The organism is Myxococcales bacterium (assembly GCA_016717005.1).
GTDB lineage: Bacteria > Myxococcota_A > Polyangia > Haliangiales > Haliangiaceae > UBA2376.
Genome location: JADJUF010000007.1, coordinates 485,609 through 502,370, shown reverse-complemented (window position 1 = coordinate 502,370; position 16,762 = coordinate 485,609). Strand labels below are relative to the sequence as shown.

The following is a 16,762-nucleotide window of genomic DNA, read 5'->3' as shown; positions in this document are numbered from 1 at the left end:
CCCGTTCCCCGGGCTGACGCACCTCACCCGTTCGTCGACCGCCCCGAGCTGACGCACCGCACCCGTTCGTCGATCGCCCCCAAGCTGACGCGCCCCGGGCTGACGCACCTCGGGGTGACGCACCTCACCCGTTCGTCGACCGCCTCGGGGTGACGCACCTCACCCGTTCGTCGACCGCCCCCCCCGGGCTGACGCACCCCTTCCGGGCGCTTCCGGGCGGACGCACCTCACCCGTCCCCGGGCTGACGCACGCCCCGGGCTGACGCACCTCACCCGTCCCCGGGCTGACGCACCTCAACCCCCCCGGGCTGACGCACCTCACCCGTCCGTCGGCCGCGCCACCCATTCGTCGGACGCCGTAGGTTGATGCACCTTACCCGTCCGCCGGCCTCAGCCGTCCGATGTCCGCCGGATACCGGCCGCCGGGCGCGGTATCCGGCCAGAGCCGGACAGGCACCGACCTGAATTCGCGTGCATGGAGTTGGCCCGAGGCTTGATAGGGACCCGTGCACGGAGGCGCGCATGGGGTATCCGCTGCGTTGGTATCTGCCTGAAGTCACGTACGAGGACACGATCCGAACGATCGACGGGCTGTTTCTCCTTCGCCCTGACGCGGAGTGCAAGCGCGTCGTCGACGGCGTGATTGGCAAGGCGCTCAAGAAGTATCCGAGCGTGCGGCTGCACGCCTACGAGGTACAGGTCAACCACCTCCACATGGCGTACAGCGGCACGGAGGGCGATCAGCTCGCGCTGTTCCGCAACTACGTCCACTCGAACATCGCTCGGCAGATCAACAAGCTGCGGGGTCGTCGCGGACCGTTCTGGAGCCGACGTGGTCGCCCGATCGCCATCGTCGACGATGAGGCGATCATCGCGCGGCTGCGCTACCTGATGGCGCAGGGGCCCGAGGCGGGACTGGTCGCCTCGCCGATCGAGTGGCCCGGCGCGTCGTCGACCCGCGCGCTCGTCAGCGACATGGTCGTCGAGGCGCGGTACACGTCGCTCGACGTCCTCACCCGCAATGCGCGGCGGGTCAACCCACGTCCGATCGAGGCGCTGGCCGAGTGCGTCGACATCGAGCTCGCCCCGATCCGACCGTGGGCCCACTTGTCGAGCGAGCAACTCCGAGCGAAGCACCTCGAGATGCTCAGGTCGATCGAGGCCGAGCACGAAGGTGCCGACGTCAAGGGCGCCGAGGCGGTCTGCCGGGTCTCGACGACCCGCCGCGCACGGGGATTTCGCCCGACGCCGGCCCCGCCGTGTCACGCCTCCTCGGTCGAGTCTCGCGCCAGGTACGTCGAGAGCTATCGGTCGTTCCGCTCAACCTTCGTGGCCGCCGCCGCGCGCGTCCGTGAGCGTGGTGACGCGTCGACCGACGACGTGCTCACCGCGTTCCCGCTGGGCGCAATGCCGCGCCCACGATGGTACGTCCGGCCGCCAGCGAGCTTCCGGCCACCCTGGACCGATCGCCTCGCTCCTGGTCGCTGCGACGCGAGGCCGCGCGACCGCACACCTTCGCCCGCGGTCCGGTCGGTCCTCCTATCTCACCGGCACGCCGCAGATCACGATCGTACCGCCTGACTCCGTCGCGTCCGAGCGCCGGCCCTCCCCGGGACCTCCAACGTCGGTGCCACCGCCGACAGTCGTCGGATCGCGAGGGTCCGTCGATGGAGACTCGTCGGCCGGGCGGGTGCGGACACCCGCGGACCGACCTGTCGACGCGGATGGCTCGAGCTCGCCCGGGACGCGCGGGCCTGTGCGACGATGCGCCCCAGGGGGACCCCGCATGCGCCAGCTCGCCGTACTCACCACGCTCTTCGCGCTCGCCGCCAGTTCATGCGACGACTCGTCGACGGCGATCATCGACGCGGCTGGTGCCGACAGCCGCGGCGCGGATGCGTCGGCGGTCGGCCCGCTGGACCTGCCACGCTCGATCGATCTGGGGGCGGGTGACTGCGGCGGCATGGCCCAGGCGATGGTCACGCTGACCAACCCCGCGGGCGCTGCCGACGTGGCGATCTCGTTCGCGTCCTCGGATCCGGCGTTCGCGGTGACGCCGGCGGCGGTGACGATCCTCGCGGGCACCTCGACCACGTTCACGGTCACGGCCCAGGTGCCGGCCACCGCCATCGCCGGCGCACCGCTGACGGCGATGCTCACGGTGACGACCGACATCCCGGGCCACACGACCGAGAGCGTCACCGCGACCGCGACTACGCGCGGCGCCCAGATCGGCATCAGCCCGCCGTCGATCAACTTCGGCGACGTCCCGCTGGGTACGAACTCGACCCTGTCGTTCGTGGTGTCGAACACCGGCAATGGCGCCACCAACCTGGGGTTCCGGCCGCTGTCCAACCCCGACTTCACGATCACCTTCGGCACCAACGGCTTCGCTGATCTGCTGCCGGGCGCGCTGGTGTCCGGCTCCGTCCGCTACGCACCGACCGGCACCGGCGCGGATCTCGAGGTGGTCCCGCTCGAGCTCGGGGGCGGTCCGCGCTGCGGCACGCCGCCGTCGACGCTGCGGCTGTCGGGCTCCGGCTCGACCACCGGCGGAGTGCTGGTGTCGGGAGCGATCGATTTCGGCGACGTCGCGTGCGGGGCGACCTCGACCGACACTCAATCGATCACGATCAACAACACCAGCTCGATCACCGCCACCTTCACGGCGACGCTGCCGGTCGAGGTCGACGGCGATCACCTGCGCTACACCGTGACGCCCGCCAGCGGCACCGTCGCGCCGGGCACGATGGCGACCCTGACCGTCACGCGGCTGGCGATCGCGACGCCGTTCGCACCGCGGGTCGTCGACGCGGTGGTCCGGGTCGTGGCCAACGGTGTCCCCACCGACGTGCCGGTGCGTCACACCCAGCGCGGACCATTCCTCACGACCAGCGCCGTCGGTCAAGTCGACTTCGGCTTTCAGCAGTCGGGCTCCACCACCGACGCGCCGATCCGCGTGACCAACGGCGGCAACGGTCCCGCGACCCTGGCCATCGTAGCGACGGGCGACTTCGCGAGCGCCCTGCCTGCGACGATCGCGGCTGGCGCGTTCGCCGACGGGGCCCTGCGGTACAACCCGCCCGCGGGCGCGCCGGTCACCGCGACGATCACGATCGACGCCGTCGGCGCGTGCTCGGGGCCGATCTCGATCCCGGTGGCTGGCGGCGATGGGCCGTTCCCCGTGATCACCCCGGCCGCGACGTTCGCGACGTGCCCGCCCCCGGCGGCGTTGACGACCAACCTGTCGGTGAACAACATCGGCACGCAGCCGCTGTCGATGAACTGCGTTGAAGACGTCAGCGGAGGTCCGTCGGGCCTGACCCCCGTCGTCACGCCCAACCCGATCATGGCGCCGGCAGGCGGCAGCGCGTTCGCGACGATCGATCACGGCCCTGGCCCGGGCGGCGCCGGCGCGGTCACCGCGACCCTGGCCTGCACGACCAACGAGCCGCTCACCAACCAGCGCACGACCACCCTGACGCGCACGCTCGACGGCGCCGAGCTCGTGCTGACGGCGCCGGTGCCGCTCGACTTCGTGTGCTTCGTGTCCGACACCAAGGGCTGGTCGACCCGCAACGACGGCACCCAGAGCGCGTCGCTCTCGCCGGTGACCGACATCGGCATCCCGCTGTCGCTCATCTTCGACTTCTCGACGGTCGACCCGGCCAGCGAGACCTTCCACACGATCACCGCGTACGGCGGCTCGGGCGCGCCGTTCCGACTGGCCGGCAGCGGCGACCCGTGCATCAACGCCACTGGCTCGGGCGGGCTGATCTTCGCAGGCACCGTCGGCGTCGACGTCGGCTCTGGTTCGGGCGGGGCGTGCTCGGTGACGCCGCCCACCCTGCCGGTGCGGCTGTTCGACTACGTCGGCTCGGCGCACTAGCCTCCACCTACCGGCGCACGGCTGCCCCACGTCAGGTGAGCGGCTGATGCCTGGCGTCCCGATCGGCTGACATTCCGAGCCGCTCGGTCGGCCGGGTGTCTCGGTCGGCCGGGTGTCAGCCGATCGGGAGCGCCGGCCGGGTGTCAGCCGATCGGGACGTCAGCCGATCGGGAGCGCCGGCCGGGTGTCAGCCGATCGGGAGGTCCGCCGATCGGGTGTCAGCCGATCGGGAGCGCCGGCCGGGTCGGGTGTCAGCCGGCCGGGTGTCAGCCGATCGGGAGCGCCGGCCGGGTGTTTCAGCCGATCGGGAGCGCCGGCCGGGTGTTTCAGCCGATCGGGAGCGCCGGCCGGGTGTTCAGCCGATCGGGAGCGCCGGCCGGGTGTCAGCCGATCGGTGAGCGCCGGCCGGGTGTCAGCCGATCGGGAGCGCCGGCCGGGTGTTTCAGCCGATCGGGAGCGCCGGCCGGGTGTTCAGCCGATCGGGAGCGCCGGCCGGGTGTCAGCCGATCGGGAGCGCCGGCCGGGTGTTTCAGCCGATCGGGAGCGCCGGCCGGGTGTCAGCCGATCGGGAGCGCCGGCCGGGTGTCAGCCGATCGGGAGCGCCGGCCGGGTGATCCGCCGATCGGGTGTCGCCGGCCGTGAGGCCGGCCGGGTGTCAGCCGATCGGGAGCGAGGCGATCTCGAGTCACGGCGCGCGGCGGCGGGACCACCACGCGGCGAGGATCATCGCGAGCGGCCAGAGCGACCAGGAGGCCCAGGTCCACCAGGGCCGGACGAACCTGAGCGTGAGGTGGTGCATGCCGGGGACGACGTCGACGGCCATCATGTCGGGGCTGATGCGGCGGACGCGGGCCGGGCGCCCGTCGAGCGTGGCCCGCCAGCGCGGGTGCCAGCTCTCGCGGATCGCGAAGGTCGTCGCCGCGCGCGCGTCGAGATCGGCGTCGATGCGCGAGCGTCCGCGCACGATCGCGCGGGCGTCGCCGTCGGGCGGCGGCCCGGCGATGCCGTGGCCGTGGTGGGCCAGCACCTGGCTGTGCATCGCGGCGTCGGTGTCCTGCCAGTGCAGCACGGCCTTGCGCATCGCCGCGCGCCCGGCCGGCAGCTCGCCGGTGACCTGGACCGGCGCCACCAGCCCCGGCGCCGCCAGCTCGCGCAGCTCGAAGTGGGCGGTGTGCGCGAGCAACGTGCCGCCGATGTCGGGGCCGCGCTCGGGCGTCGTCAGCACCAGCGGCGCGTCGTAGATCCAGGCCGCGCGCACCGGCGACGGCGTGGCCCACAGGTAGACGAAGTTCGGCGACGACTGCAGCGCCGCCCCGCCGTAGGCGACCAGCGTCGGCCGGTCGACCTCGATGTACGGCAGCATCATCGCCCAGTGGTTCTCGGGGCCGCGGTTCTGCAAGCGCCCCGGCCGCGCCGCCGCGATCGCCGGGATGATCGTGCGCAGCTCGTCGCGGTAGACCGTGTCCCAGTCGGTCGAGATGCGCACGCGATCGTGCTGGGTCGCGAACGTCGGCGCCAGCCCGACCAGCACGACGCCCACGAGCGCGCCCATCGCGCCCTGCAGGTAGACGCCGTCGCGCAGCCGATCGGCCCACCGGATCACCCGCTGCGCCAGGCCGATCGCGCCGGCGCCGACGCCCATCGCCAGCACGATCTGGAGCGCGCCCATGAAGCGCACCGCCGGGAACAGATCGTCCTGGCTCTTGAGCGTCTTGCCGATGCCGATCACGAACGCGAACACCAGCGCCGCCACCAGGAACGCGCGCAGCGCGTGGGCGCGGCGATCGAGCAGCGCGCCGACGATCAGCCCCAAGGGCACCAGCGCGGTCAGGATCTGGCGCCGGCCCTCGTCGAGGAACTTGCCGCTCGCGAGCCAGCGCGCGAGCTTCGCGAAGCCGGGGCCGGCCTCGTCGGGCAGCCGGTGCGGGAAGCCGCCGAACGCCTGGTAGTCGATCAGCGTCGGCGCCCACGCCGCGGCCGAGGCGATCAGCAGGCCGGCGCCGAGCACGACCACGCGCACCAGCGGCCGCCACGCCGGCGCGCCGGGCTGCGGCGCTGGGTAGGGCCACCACGACACCGACGCGAGCACCTGCGCCAACGCGGTCGTGCACGCGATCGGCGCGAGGGCCGCGCCCAGCGCCATGCCCGCGACCGGGTGGCTGACACCGACGAACACGCCCCAGCCGATCGCGCTCGCGAGGTTGGTGCCGCGCCGCAGCCACACCAGGCCGTGGGCCAGCGCTAGCGGGAACGCCGCGAACGCGGACACCTGCGTGAACAGCCCGACCGCGAACACCCCGTCGGCGCCGTGGCCCCACTTCGAGTTCGACAGCGTGACCGCGATCGCCACGCCGCCGCCCAGCGCCGGCCACGGATCGATGTCGAGCACCCGCAGCGCGCGGTAGCCGGCGGCGGGCACCAGCACCAGCGGCAGGAAGATGGCGAGCTGGAACCAGAACAGCGTGTGTCCGAACACCGCCGCCAGCGCGCCCGGCACCGCGGCCGGCAGCAGCTGGTAGTAGTAGCCGGTCGGGAACCCGGCGTTCGCCGATGGGTTCCACAGGTCGAGGTCGCCGTGGCGCAGGCCGTCGGCGATGCGCACGGCCTCGGCCCAGTGGAAGGTGTTGTCGTCGCCCGCCAGCTCGCCGGCGAACACCCGCCGGTACATCAGCGCGACGTACAGCGTGGCCAGGGCCAGCACCAGCAGCGGCCCGGCGCGCGCCAGCAGCGGCGGCCGCCCAAGCGCGGTCAGGCCGGCTCCGTCGGCCGGCGCCGGCGTGGCCCGGCGCATCGGCGGTGGCCGTGCGGGCGCGGTCACGCCGCCTCCGTCGGCAGGCGCTCGACCCGCGCGCGGCCGTCGATCGCGGGCGTCGCGCCGCGGACGCCGGCGACATCGGCGGCGAGCGCGCTGGCCAGGTGGCCCACGCGTCGCCACGGCCAGCCGTTGATCAACCCGTACACCAGCCCAGCGACGTAGGCGTCGCCGCAGCCCACGTTGTCGCCGCCCGCGGTCGCCGCGATCGCCGGGACCTCGAGCGTGCGCCCGGGCGCGTACCACGTGCTGCCGGCGGCGCCGCGGGTGATCGCCACCAGGCGCGCGCCGCGGTCGAGCAGCCACGCCACCGGATCCGCGTGGCCCAGGCGCCGGGCGACCTCGTCGACCTCGCGCTCGTTGAGCTTGACCACGTCGGCGGCGGTCAACGCCGCGGTCAGCGCCAGGTCGTCGGCGGCGGTGGCCGCGCTGCCGCGCAGGTTGGGATCGCACACCCGCAGCACCCGCGGCGACGCGGCGGCCAGCGCGGCGGTCAGCGCGGCCAACCCGGCGGGCGTGCGCTGGGCCAGCGTGCCGTAGACGATCGCGCGCGCACCCGGCAGGGCGGCGGCGATCTCGGGCGTCAGCTCGAGGTGCTCCCACGCGCGCCCGGGCTCGAGGCGGTAGCGGGCCTCGCCGTCGACCAGCGTGATCGCGACCGCGCCGGTCGCGCGCAGCGGATCCACCTGCGCCAGCGCCAGGCCGACCCCGCGCTCGGTCAGGCGCGCGCGGGCCCGGGCGCCGTCGGCGTCCGCGCCGACCCGGGTCACCAGCTCGACCCGCGCGCCCAGGCCGGCCAGGTGCCACGCGACGTTCGCCGGCGCCCCGCCGAGCTGGTCGCCGTCTGGAAACTGATCCCACAGGACCTCGCCCCAGACGATCACCATGGCTTGACGGCGGGCTTGTTCGTGTACATATTACACTTTAAGCCGTCCCAGCGCGGATCCGGCGTCGCAGCCGGCATTGTCGCGAACTCGCGCCGGCTTGCCATCGCCGGCTGTCGAAAATCGCCACCACCACCTGTCGGAGCCCCCCATGACCGATCCGAGCTCGCCGCTGGCCACGCTGTATCGCTCGTCGCTCGCGCTGGCGACCGACCTGTACCAGCTGACCATGGCCTACGGCTACTGGAAGGCCGGCGTCGCCGAGCGCGAGGCGGTGTTCCACCTGACGTTCCGGCGCGAGCCGTTCGGCGGCGGCTACGCGATCGCGGCCGGCACCGCGCTCGCGGTCGACTTCTTGCGCCAGCTCCACTTCGAGCCGTCCGACTGCGCGTACCTCGCGACCGTCACCGGCGCTGACGGCAAGCCGCTGTTCGACGCCGGCTTCCTCGACTACCTGGCCGGCCTGCGCTTCACCGGCACGGTCGACGTCGTGCCCGAGGGCGCGGCGGTGTTCGCGCACGAGCCGCTGGTGCGGGTGCGCGCGCCGATGGTGCTGGCGCAGCTGGTCGAGACCCCGCTGCTGGCGCTGGTGAACTTCTCGACGCTGATCGCCACCAAGGCCGCGCGCGTGGTCGCGGCCGCCGACGGCGATCCGGTGCTCGAGATGGGCCTGCGTCGGGCCCAGGGCCTCGACGGCGCGGTCACCGCCTCGCGCGCGGCCTGGATCGGCGGCGTGTCCGCGACGTCGAACGTGCTGGCCGGCAAGCTCTACGGCCTGCCGGTCCGCGGCACCCACGCCCACTCGTGGGTGATGTTCTGGGGCGACGACGACCGCGCGTTCCGCGAGTACGCGGCGGCGGTGCCGGGCGCGACCACCTTCCTGGTCGACACGTTCGACACCGAGGCGGGCGTGGCCTCGGCGATCGCGGTCGGGCGCGAGCTGCGCGCCGCCGGCCACCGGCTCCTGGGCGTCCGGCTCGACTCCGGCGACCTCGCGCACCTGTCGATCAACGCCCGGGCCCAGCTCGACGCCGCCGGCTTCACCGACACCCGCGTGGTCGCGTCGAACGATCTCGACGAGGGGCTGATCACCAGCCTCAAGCTCCAGGGTGCCCGCATCGACACCTGGGGCGTCGGCACCAAGCTCATCACCGCGTACGATCAACCGGCGCTGGGCGGGGTCTACAAGCTGGGCGCGGTCCGCGAGCCCGACGGCGCCTGGCGCTACCCGATCAAGCTGTCGGAGCAGCCGGTCAAGATCTCGACCCCCGGCATCGTCGGCGTGCGTCGGATCTGGCGCGGCGGCGAGCTGGCGGGCGACGTCATCTACGACGCCGAGGCCGGGCCGTCGTCGCCGCGGGTCGCGCACGACCTGGGCGATCCCACGCGCCGGCTCGCGATCGCCGGTGATCGCGAGGACGATCTGCTGGTGCCGGCCCTGCGCGACGGCGAGCTGGTCGGCGCCCACGGCGATCTGGCGGTGGCGCGGGCCCGGTGCGCGGCCGATCTGGCGGCGCTGTCGCCGCGGACCCGGCGCACGCTCAACCCGCAGCCGTACCCGGTCGGCCTCGATCCGGTGCTGCACGACCGCAAGCTGGCGCTGATCGCCGCGGCCCGTGCCAAGGTGGGCGCGCCATGACCCCGCTGGTGTTCGCGTCGAGCCGCTACCAGTACCTGGCCGATCGCATCGCCGAGTGCAGCGCGTGGCCGTGCGGCGAGGTCGAGCGCCACCGCTTCCCCGACGGCGAGCACTACCAGCGCGTGGTCACGCCGGTGGCCGATCGCGACGTCGTGATCGTCGGCGGCACCCTCGACGAGGACGCCACCTGCGAGATCTACGACCTGGCGTCGACGATCGTCGCGGCCGGCGCCTACCGCCTGACGCTGGTGGTGCCGTACTACGGCTACTCGACGATGGAGCGGTCGGTGCACCCGGGCGAGGTGGTGACCGCCAAGACTCGGGCCCGGCTGTTGTCGTCGATCCCCGAGGCCAGCCGCGGCAACCGGGTGTTCCTGCTCGACCTCCACGTCGGCACGATCGCGCACTACTTCGAGGGCGCGATCCGGACGGTCCACGTCTACGGCAAGCCGATCGTCACCGCGGCCGCGCGCCGGCTCGGCGGCGACGACTTCGTCCTGGCCTGCACCGACGCCGGCCGCGCCAAGTGGGTCGAGAGCCTCGCCAACGATCTGGGCGTGCCGGCGGCGTTCGTCTACAAGCGCCGGCTCGATGGCGCCCACACCGCCGTCACGGGCGTGTCGGCCGAGGTCCACGGCAAGCGCGTCGTCATCTACGACGACATGATCCGCACCGGCGGCTCGCTGGTGAACGCCGCGCGGGCCTACCGCGACGCCGGCGCCGTCGGCATCGACGCCATCGCGACCCACGGCATCTTCCCGGGCGACTCGATCGACAGCATCCGCGCGACCGGCCTGTTCGGCCGGGTCGTGGTCACCGACAGCCACCCGCGCGCGGTCGAGCTGGCCTCGGACTTCCTCGAGGTCGAGTCGGTCGCGCCGCTCCTGGTCGAGCACCTGCGCGAGAGTCACTAGGCGCGAGACTCCGACTCCGACTCCGGCTCCGACTCCGGCTCCGGCTCCGGCTCCGACTCCGGCTCCGACTCCGGCTCCGACTCCGACTCCGACTCCGGCTCTGACTCCGACTCCGACTCCGACTCCGACTCCGACTCCGACTTCGGCTCCGACTTCGGCTCTGACTCCGGCTCCGACTCTGACTCCGGCTCCGACTTCGGCTCCGACTCCGACTTCGGCTCCGGCTCCGACTCCGACTCCGCTCCGACTCCGACTCCGGCTCCGACTCCGGCTCCGGCTCTGACTCCGGATCCGGCTCCGACTCCGGCTCCGACTCCGACTCCGGCTCCTGACTCCGGCTCCGACCCGACCCTGACGCCGATCCGACTCCGGTCCGATCCTGATTCCGATTCCGGTTCCGACCCTGACGCCGATTCCGATTCCGACTCCGATCCCGACTCCGACCCCGACTCCGACTCCGACTCCGATCCCGACTCCGATCCCGACTCCCGATTCCCGATCCCGACTCCGATCCCGATCCCAACGCCGGATCCGAACGCCGACTCCGAACCGACTCCGATCCCGACTCCGATCCGACTCCCTCCCGATCGCTCATCGCATGGAGCCCCCTGTGAAGCTCGTCAAGGTCGCCGCTGCGTGCCTCAACCAGATCCCCTTCGACTGGGATCAGAACCTCGCCAACATCCGGGCGGCGCTGGCCGGCGCGCGCGCGGCCGGGGCGACGGTGGTGTGTCTGCCGGAGCTGTGCATCACCGGCTACGGCTGCGAGGACGCGTTCTTCGCGCCGGGGCTGCAGGAGCAGGCGTTCCGCTGCCTCGAGGAGCTCGTCCCCGACACCCGCGGGCTGGTGGTGTCGTTCGGCCTGCCGCTCTACCACGAGAAGGCGCTCTACAACGCCGCGGCGCTGGTGGTCGACGGGGCCATCGCCGGCTTCGTCGGCAAGCGGTTCCTGGCCGGCGACGGCATCCACTACGAGCCGCGCTGGTTCAAGGAGTGGCCGGCCGGCGAGCGCGACGTGCTCGAGCACGGCGATCAGGAGTGGCCGATCGGCGACGTGCTGTTCGACGTCGGCGACGTGCGCATCGGCTTCGAGATCTGCGAGGACGCCTGGGTCGCGAACCGCCCGGGCTCGGACCTGGCGCTGCGCGGCGTCGATCTGCTGCTCAACCCGTCGGCCAGCCACTTCGCGTTCGGCAAGTTCATCGTGCGGCAGCGGTTCGTGGTCGAGGGCAGCCGCGCGTTCGGCGTCGGCTACCTCTACGCCAACCTGCTCGGCAACGAGGCCGGGCGCGTGGTCTACGACGGCGGCGCGATGGTCGCGTCGGGCGGCGAGCTCCTGGCCCGGGGCCGGCGGCTCGGGTTCGCCCCGGTCGAGCTGGCGATCGCGGTCGTCGACGTCGAGTCGAACCGGCGCGAGCAGGCCCGGCGCGGCAGCCACCGCCCGCGCCACGACGCCGAGATGGGCGTGGTCGAGATCGACTTCGCGTGGCCGACCCGCCGCCCCGAGGCGCCGACGACCCTGGCCGCGTCGTGGGAGGACGGGCCCGACACCCGGCACGAGGAGTTCGCGCGCGCGGTCGCGCTGGGGCTGTGGGACTACCTGCGCAAGAGCCGCAGCGGCGGCTACGTCGTGTCGATCTCCGGCGGCGCCGACTCGGCCGCGTGCGCGGTGCTGGTGCGGACCGCGCTCGACCTGGCGCTGGCCGAGCTGGGCACCGACGGCGTGCGCGCGGCGCTGGGCCACCTGACGATCGACGCCGCCACCGCCGCCGACCCCGCGGCGCTGACCCACCAGCTGCTCGCGTGCGCGTACCAGCCGACCGCCAACTCGGGCGAGGTCACGCGCACCGCCGCGCGCGAGGTCGCGGCCGCGGTCGGCGCCGAGTTCCACCTGTTCGAGGTCGACGCGCTGCTGCGCGGCTACACCGCGACGGTCGAGGCCGCGATCGGCCGCCCGCTCACCTGGGAGCGCGACGACGTGGCGCTGCAGAACATCCAGGCCCGGGTGCGGGCGCCGTCGATCTGGCTGCTCGCGAACCTGCGCAACGCGATCCTGCTGACGACGTCGAACCGCTCCGAGGCCGCGGTCGGCTACGCCACGATGGACGGCGACACCGCCGGCGGGCTGGCGCCGCTGGGCGGCATCGACAAGACCTACCTGCGGGTGTGGCTGCGGTGGATGGAGACCACCGGCGTCAGCGGGCTGGCGCCGATCCCGGCCTTGCGCTTCATCAACGCCCAGCAGCCGACCGCCGAGCTGCGGCCGCCGGGGCAGGGCCAGACCGACGAGAAGGACCTGATGCCGTACGACGTGCTCGAGGCGATCGAGGACGAGGCCATCCGCGACAAGCGCATGCCGCTCGAGGTGCTGGCCGAGGTCGCGCCGATGTTCCCGGCGCACGCGCTGGCCGATCTGGTCGTGTGGATCGAGCGCTTCTTCACGCTGTGGTGCCGGAACCAGTGGAAGCGCGAGCGGTTCGCGCCGGGCTTCCACCTCGACGACAAGAACCTCGATCCGCGATCGTGGTGCCGGTTCCCGATCCTGTCGGGCGGGTTCGCCCGCGAGCTGGCGGCGCTGCGCGCCTACACGACCACCGCGGAGTTCGCGGCCTGGGTCGCGGAGCGGGGGCGCTGATGGCGACCGCGCGCTGGACCCCGCCGCCGCCCGGCCGCCACACCTACGACTACCCGCGGCCCGCGGTCGCGGTCGACTGCGTGGTGCTGGGCCTCGACACCGACGATCTGAAGGTGCTGCTGATCCGCCGCGGCCTCGAGCCGTGGCAGGGCGCCTGGGCGCTGCCGGGCGGGTTCGTCGGCGAGCGCGAGGGCCTCGAGGACGCGGCCCGGCGCGAGCTGGCCGAGGAGACCGGCATCACCGACGTGTTCCTCGAGCAGCTCTACACCTTCGGCGCGCCCGAGCGCGATCCGCGCCACCGCGTCATCTCGGTCGCGTACTACGCGCTCGCCAAGCTGGCCGACTTCCGGCTGGCGGCCGGCACCGACGCGGCCGCGGCCGGCTGGCACCCGCTGGCGAGGCTGCCGACGCTGGCGTTCGACCACGCGACGATCATCGACGCCGCGGTGGCCCGGCTGCGCGGCAAGGTCCGCTACGCGCCGATCGGCTTCGAGCTGCTCCCGCCCCGGTTCACGCTGACCCAGCTCCAGCGCCTCTACGAGATCATCCTCGAGCGCGAGCTGGACAAGCGCAACTTCCGCAAGAAGATCCTGTCGCTCGATCTGGTGATCGAGACCGACGAGTGGCAGACCGGCGTCCGTCACCGGGCCGCGCGCCTGTACCGGTTCGATCGCAAGAAGTACGACCGGCTGGTCAAGCACGGCTTCGAGTTCGCGATCTGAGCGCCAACGAGTTCGTCGCCGAACCCCGGCAGGCGCAGGGGGACTCGGAGGTCCACGGTCGCGCCCCGATCGGGTCGGTACGTCGGGCGCCAGCCCCGACGGGCCCCCAACCAGGACGCAAAACTCCCGGCGGGTGGACCGGTGCTGGACCCAGACGGTTGCGCGGCGTGCGCGGCGCGCGCGGCGGGGGCGCTACAGCCGGACGCCGAGGTACAGGCGCCCGGCGCGGTAGCTGCCGTCGGTGAGATCGTAGGGCTGGCGGAACGCCGGCTGCGGGGTGACAGGGTCGGTGAGGCCGTCGACGGCGGGCTGGGCGTCGACCGTGCGATCGCCGAAGCGGAAGTCGGCGCCGAGCACGAAGTCCTTGGCGAGGTCGACCTCGATCGCGGCGCCGAACTCGCCGTGGGTGTAGTCGGCGGCGTCGGTCGAGTCGGTGCCGAGGCCGATCAGCACCATCGGGTGGACGGCGCCGCCGTGCAGATCGGCGATCGACATCCGACCCACCAGGTTGAGGGTGCGGATCCGGGTGGTGTCGTCCTCGGTGCTGATCTTGCCGAGCTCGAGGTCGAGCCCGAAGCGCTTGCCGAAGCCGACACGGCCCCACAGCGCCGCGGTCGAGCTGGCGTCGAGGCTGGCGTCGGCCTCGGTCTGGGTGCGGCCGAGGGACACGCCGACCGCGAAGCGGCCGGCGTGCGCGAGCGAGGGGGCGAGGAGGGCGGCGGAGGCGAGGATGGCGGCGGGGAGGAGGCGCATCGGTCCCAGGTTTAGCACGGGGTGTGCCACCGCCAGGCGTGCGAAACCACGGGCGCGGACCTCGGATTCCTGAGGCGACGACGGGCGCAAACGCAGAGTCTCTGAAAACCTAGGCGAGCGGCGGGCGCAGCGCGTTGACCGCGCGGTCGCGCTCGACGAAGCCGAGCCGCTGGTACGCCGCGCGCGCCGGCGCGTTGTCCTCGGCCACCACCAGCACCAGGCGCGTGCGCCCGGCGGCGCGCTGATCGACGGCGATGGCGGCCAGGATCGCCGAGGCCAGGCCGCGCCGGCGATGGTCGGGGTGGGTCTGGACGTCCTGGTAGCGGGCGCAGTCGGCCAGCGGCACCACGCCGGCCGACGCCACCAGGGTGGGGCCGGCGAACGCGCCCCACCAGCGCACCTGATCCAGGGCTGCTGCGGCGGCGCGTGCGGCGATCCGGACCTCGAGGAAGCGCCGCAGGGCCGGGGTCTCGGGATCGATCGTCAGCGACAACCCGAGCAGCGCGGCCCAGTCGGCGGGTCGATCGAACCGCCGCACGGTCACGTCGGCCGCCGTCACCGCGCGCAGCGGCTGATCGCAGACCATCGCGATCGTCGTCTCGATGGTCGCGCCTGCGGCGACCAGCGCCGCGGCCACGTTCGGCGCCAGCGCGCCATCGATCGCGTCGATCATCAGCGCCGCGTGGGCGGCCCCCGGCGGGGTCGCGGCGGCGGCCCGCGCCAGCCAGACCTCGGCGGCGGGGGCGGTGCGCGGTGGCGCGATCGCCAGGAAGCTGCCCCAGAAGAAGTCGGGCTCGGCGGCCGTGGTGATCACCAGGTGATCGCCGCGATCGTCGACGGCGCTGGACAGCCGGGCGACGGCGAGCTCGGTGCGCAGGACGAGGCTCTGCGGCTGCACCACCGAACGCTACTCGATCTCGCCCCGGTGAGTCGGCGGGCGCGTGTAGGCGGTGTCGGATATCGACGCACCGCGCGGATTGCCGCAGGTTTGGTTAGCATCGGCCAATGAACATGCGCGGGACTTGCCTCGCCTCGATCGCGCTGGCGATCACCTTCGCGTGGGGCTGCGGCCCGACGAACACCGGCGGCGGCGATGAGATCGACGCGCCCGGGGGCGGCGGCGACGCCGGGGATCCCGACGCGAACGTGTCGACGGTCGACGCGCCCGACGTGCCGATCGACGCGCCGGCGCTGCCGATCGACGCGATCCCCGAGACCGACGCGGAGATCTGCGGCGACCTGACGTGCACGAACCCGGTCAACGACGGGTGCATGGCGATCGAGCTGTGTGACAACGGCACCGACGACAACTGCAACGGCATGGTCGACGAGGGCTGCGGCTGCACGGCCGGGGCGGTGCAGCAGTGTTTCAACGGCCCGCCGGGGCGGCGGCACGTCGGCGCGTGCGTCGACGGCATGCAGACCTGCCAGGGGACGGGCGAGTTCCGCGAGTGGGGGCCGTGCGTGGGCGGCATCGCGCCGGGGGCGGCCGAGCCGTGCGACAGCCTCGACAACAACTGCAACGGGTGCGTCGACGACAACCCCGCGTGCTGCATCGTCGAGCTGGCGTGCCCGGCGCCGGGGTCCTTGCCCGACGGCGCGCCGTTCGAGAACTACGTGATCGACGGGACCCAGTTCTACGGCGGCGCGGTCGCGACGTGGGCGTGGGACGTGACCGGCGGCCCGTGCGATCGGCTGTTCCTGACGACGACCAGCCCGGTCGTGCAGACGTTCACGCTGACCGGCGCCAACGGGCCGACGCTGACGTTGCGGCCGACCCTGTCGGGCGACTACACCGTGCACGTCCGGATCACGACCCCGGCCGGCGTGGTCTACGAGTGCACGTTCATCGTCCACATCGCCGGCCCCGGCCTGCGCATCGAGCAGTGCTCGAACCGCACCGCCAACACCGACATCGATCTGCACGTCCACAAGCCTGGCACGACCACGCCGTGGTTCTCGACCGTCGTCGGCGGCGCCGGCAGCAGCTCGCAGATCAACAACGACGACTGCTACTACTTCAACTGCAAGGCCACGTCGTTCGCGTCGCAGGGGCCGGTCAACTGGGGCTACGCCAACAGTCCGATCGCCGAGTGCTCGGGCGGCCCCGAGGGCACGCAGTGGCAGGCGCTCGGGTACTGCCGCAACCCGCGCCTCGACATCGACAGCATCTTCGACAACGGCGTGCCCGAGAACGTCAACATCGACACGCCGGCCAACAACGCCACCTACCGGGTGATGGCCCACTACTACAGCGGCACTGGCGTCGCGAGCCCGCTGGTCAACGTCTACTGCGGCGGTCGGCTGCTGGGCACCTACGGCGCCGCGCCCGACACCGTGACCGCGTTCGATCAGTCGGGCGGCTTCGGCGGCGGTGACATGTGGCGCGTGGTCGACGCGACGCCGACCGTGGTCGGCGGCGTCACCACCGGCTGCGCGCTGACCCCGCTGCACCCGCCGGGCATGACGACCGGCTACTGGGTCACCACCGGCGATCGCACGTACTGATCCTGA

Annotated in this window: 11 protein-coding genes; 7 read left to right on the top strand and 4 right to left on the bottom strand. The window is 73.1% G+C overall.

The features are described 5' to 3' along the window. Positions 1–639 precede the first annotated feature (639 nt). Both IPL61_09020 and IPL61_09015 read left to right on the top strand, forming a co-directional pair. Positions 640–1,581, top strand: a complete 942-nt coding sequence (locus IPL61_09020) for a hypothetical protein (protein MBK9031463.1) — start codon at positions 640–642, stop codon at positions 1,579–1,581. Between the two features lie 205 nt (positions 1,582–1,786). Further along, a complete protein-coding gene (locus tag IPL61_09015; GenBank protein MBK9031462.1) occupies positions 1,787–3,889 on the top strand; it encodes a choice-of-anchor D domain-containing protein in 2,103 nt (700 codons plus the stop codon). A gap of 685 nt (positions 3,890–4,574) precedes the next feature. Here the strand turns inward: IPL61_09015 and IPL61_09010 are convergent. Beyond that, a complete protein-coding gene (locus IPL61_09010) occupies positions 4,575–6,707 on the bottom strand; it encodes a hypothetical protein (protein ID MBK9031461.1) in 2,133 nt (710 codons plus the stop codon). Beyond that, positions 6,704–7,588: a hypothetical protein gene (locus tag IPL61_09005; GenBank protein ID MBK9031460.1), complete on the bottom strand. Its 885-nt coding sequence runs from the start codon at positions 7,586–7,588 to the stop codon at positions 6,704–6,706. Before IPL61_09005 ends, IPL61_09010 begins: the two co-directional genes overlap by 4 nt. A gap of 148 nt (positions 7,589–7,736) precedes the next feature. On the opposite strand from IPL61_09005, the gene IPL61_09000 reads away from it, so the two are divergent. The 4 genes from IPL61_09000 (at position 7,737) to IPL61_08985 (ending at position 13,495) form a co-directional block, all read left to right on the top strand. Then, a complete protein-coding gene (locus IPL61_09000; protein ID MBK9031459.1) occupies positions 7,737–9,224 on the top strand; it encodes a nicotinate phosphoribosyltransferase in 1,488 nt (495 codons plus the stop codon). After that, positions 9,221–10,138, top strand: a complete 918-nt coding sequence (prs, locus tag IPL61_08995) for a ribose-phosphate diphosphokinase (GenBank protein MBK9031458.1) — start codon at positions 9,221–9,223, stop codon at positions 10,136–10,138. Before IPL61_09000 ends, prs begins: the two co-directional genes overlap by 4 nt. Positions 10,139–10,748: 610 nt before the next feature. After that, the gene (gene nadE / locus IPL61_08990; protein ID MBK9031457.1) at positions 10,749–12,773 is read left to right on the top strand and encodes an NAD(+) synthase; all 2,025 of its coding nucleotides are present in this window, start codon (positions 10,749–10,751) and stop codon (positions 12,771–12,773) included. Beyond that, entirely contained in the window at positions 12,773–13,495 is a 723-nt protein-coding gene (locus IPL61_08985; protein MBK9031456.1) for an NUDIX hydrolase, read from the top strand. Before nadE ends, IPL61_08985 begins: the two co-directional genes overlap by 1 nt. 192 nt (positions 13,496–13,687) lie before the next feature. On the opposite strand, the gene IPL61_08980 is transcribed toward IPL61_08985, so the two are convergent. Then, positions 13,688–14,248: an outer membrane beta-barrel protein gene (locus IPL61_08980; GenBank protein MBK9031455.1), complete on the bottom strand. Its 561-nt coding sequence runs from the start codon at positions 14,246–14,248 to the stop codon at positions 13,688–13,690. A 109-nt stretch (positions 14,249–14,357) separates the two neighbouring features. Further along, positions 14,358–15,146: a GNAT family N-acetyltransferase gene (locus IPL61_08975; GenBank protein ID MBK9031454.1), complete on the bottom strand. Its 789-nt coding sequence runs from the start codon at positions 15,144–15,146 to the stop codon at positions 14,358–14,360. A 113-nt stretch (positions 15,147–15,259) separates the two neighbouring features. On the opposite strand from IPL61_08975, the gene IPL61_08970 reads away from it, so the two are divergent. Beyond that, positions 15,260–16,756: a putative metal-binding motif-containing protein gene (locus IPL61_08970; GenBank protein ID MBK9031453.1), complete on the top strand. Its 1,497-nt coding sequence runs from the start codon at positions 15,260–15,262 to the stop codon at positions 16,754–16,756. The last annotated feature ends 6 nt before the right edge of the window (positions 16,757–16,762 follow it).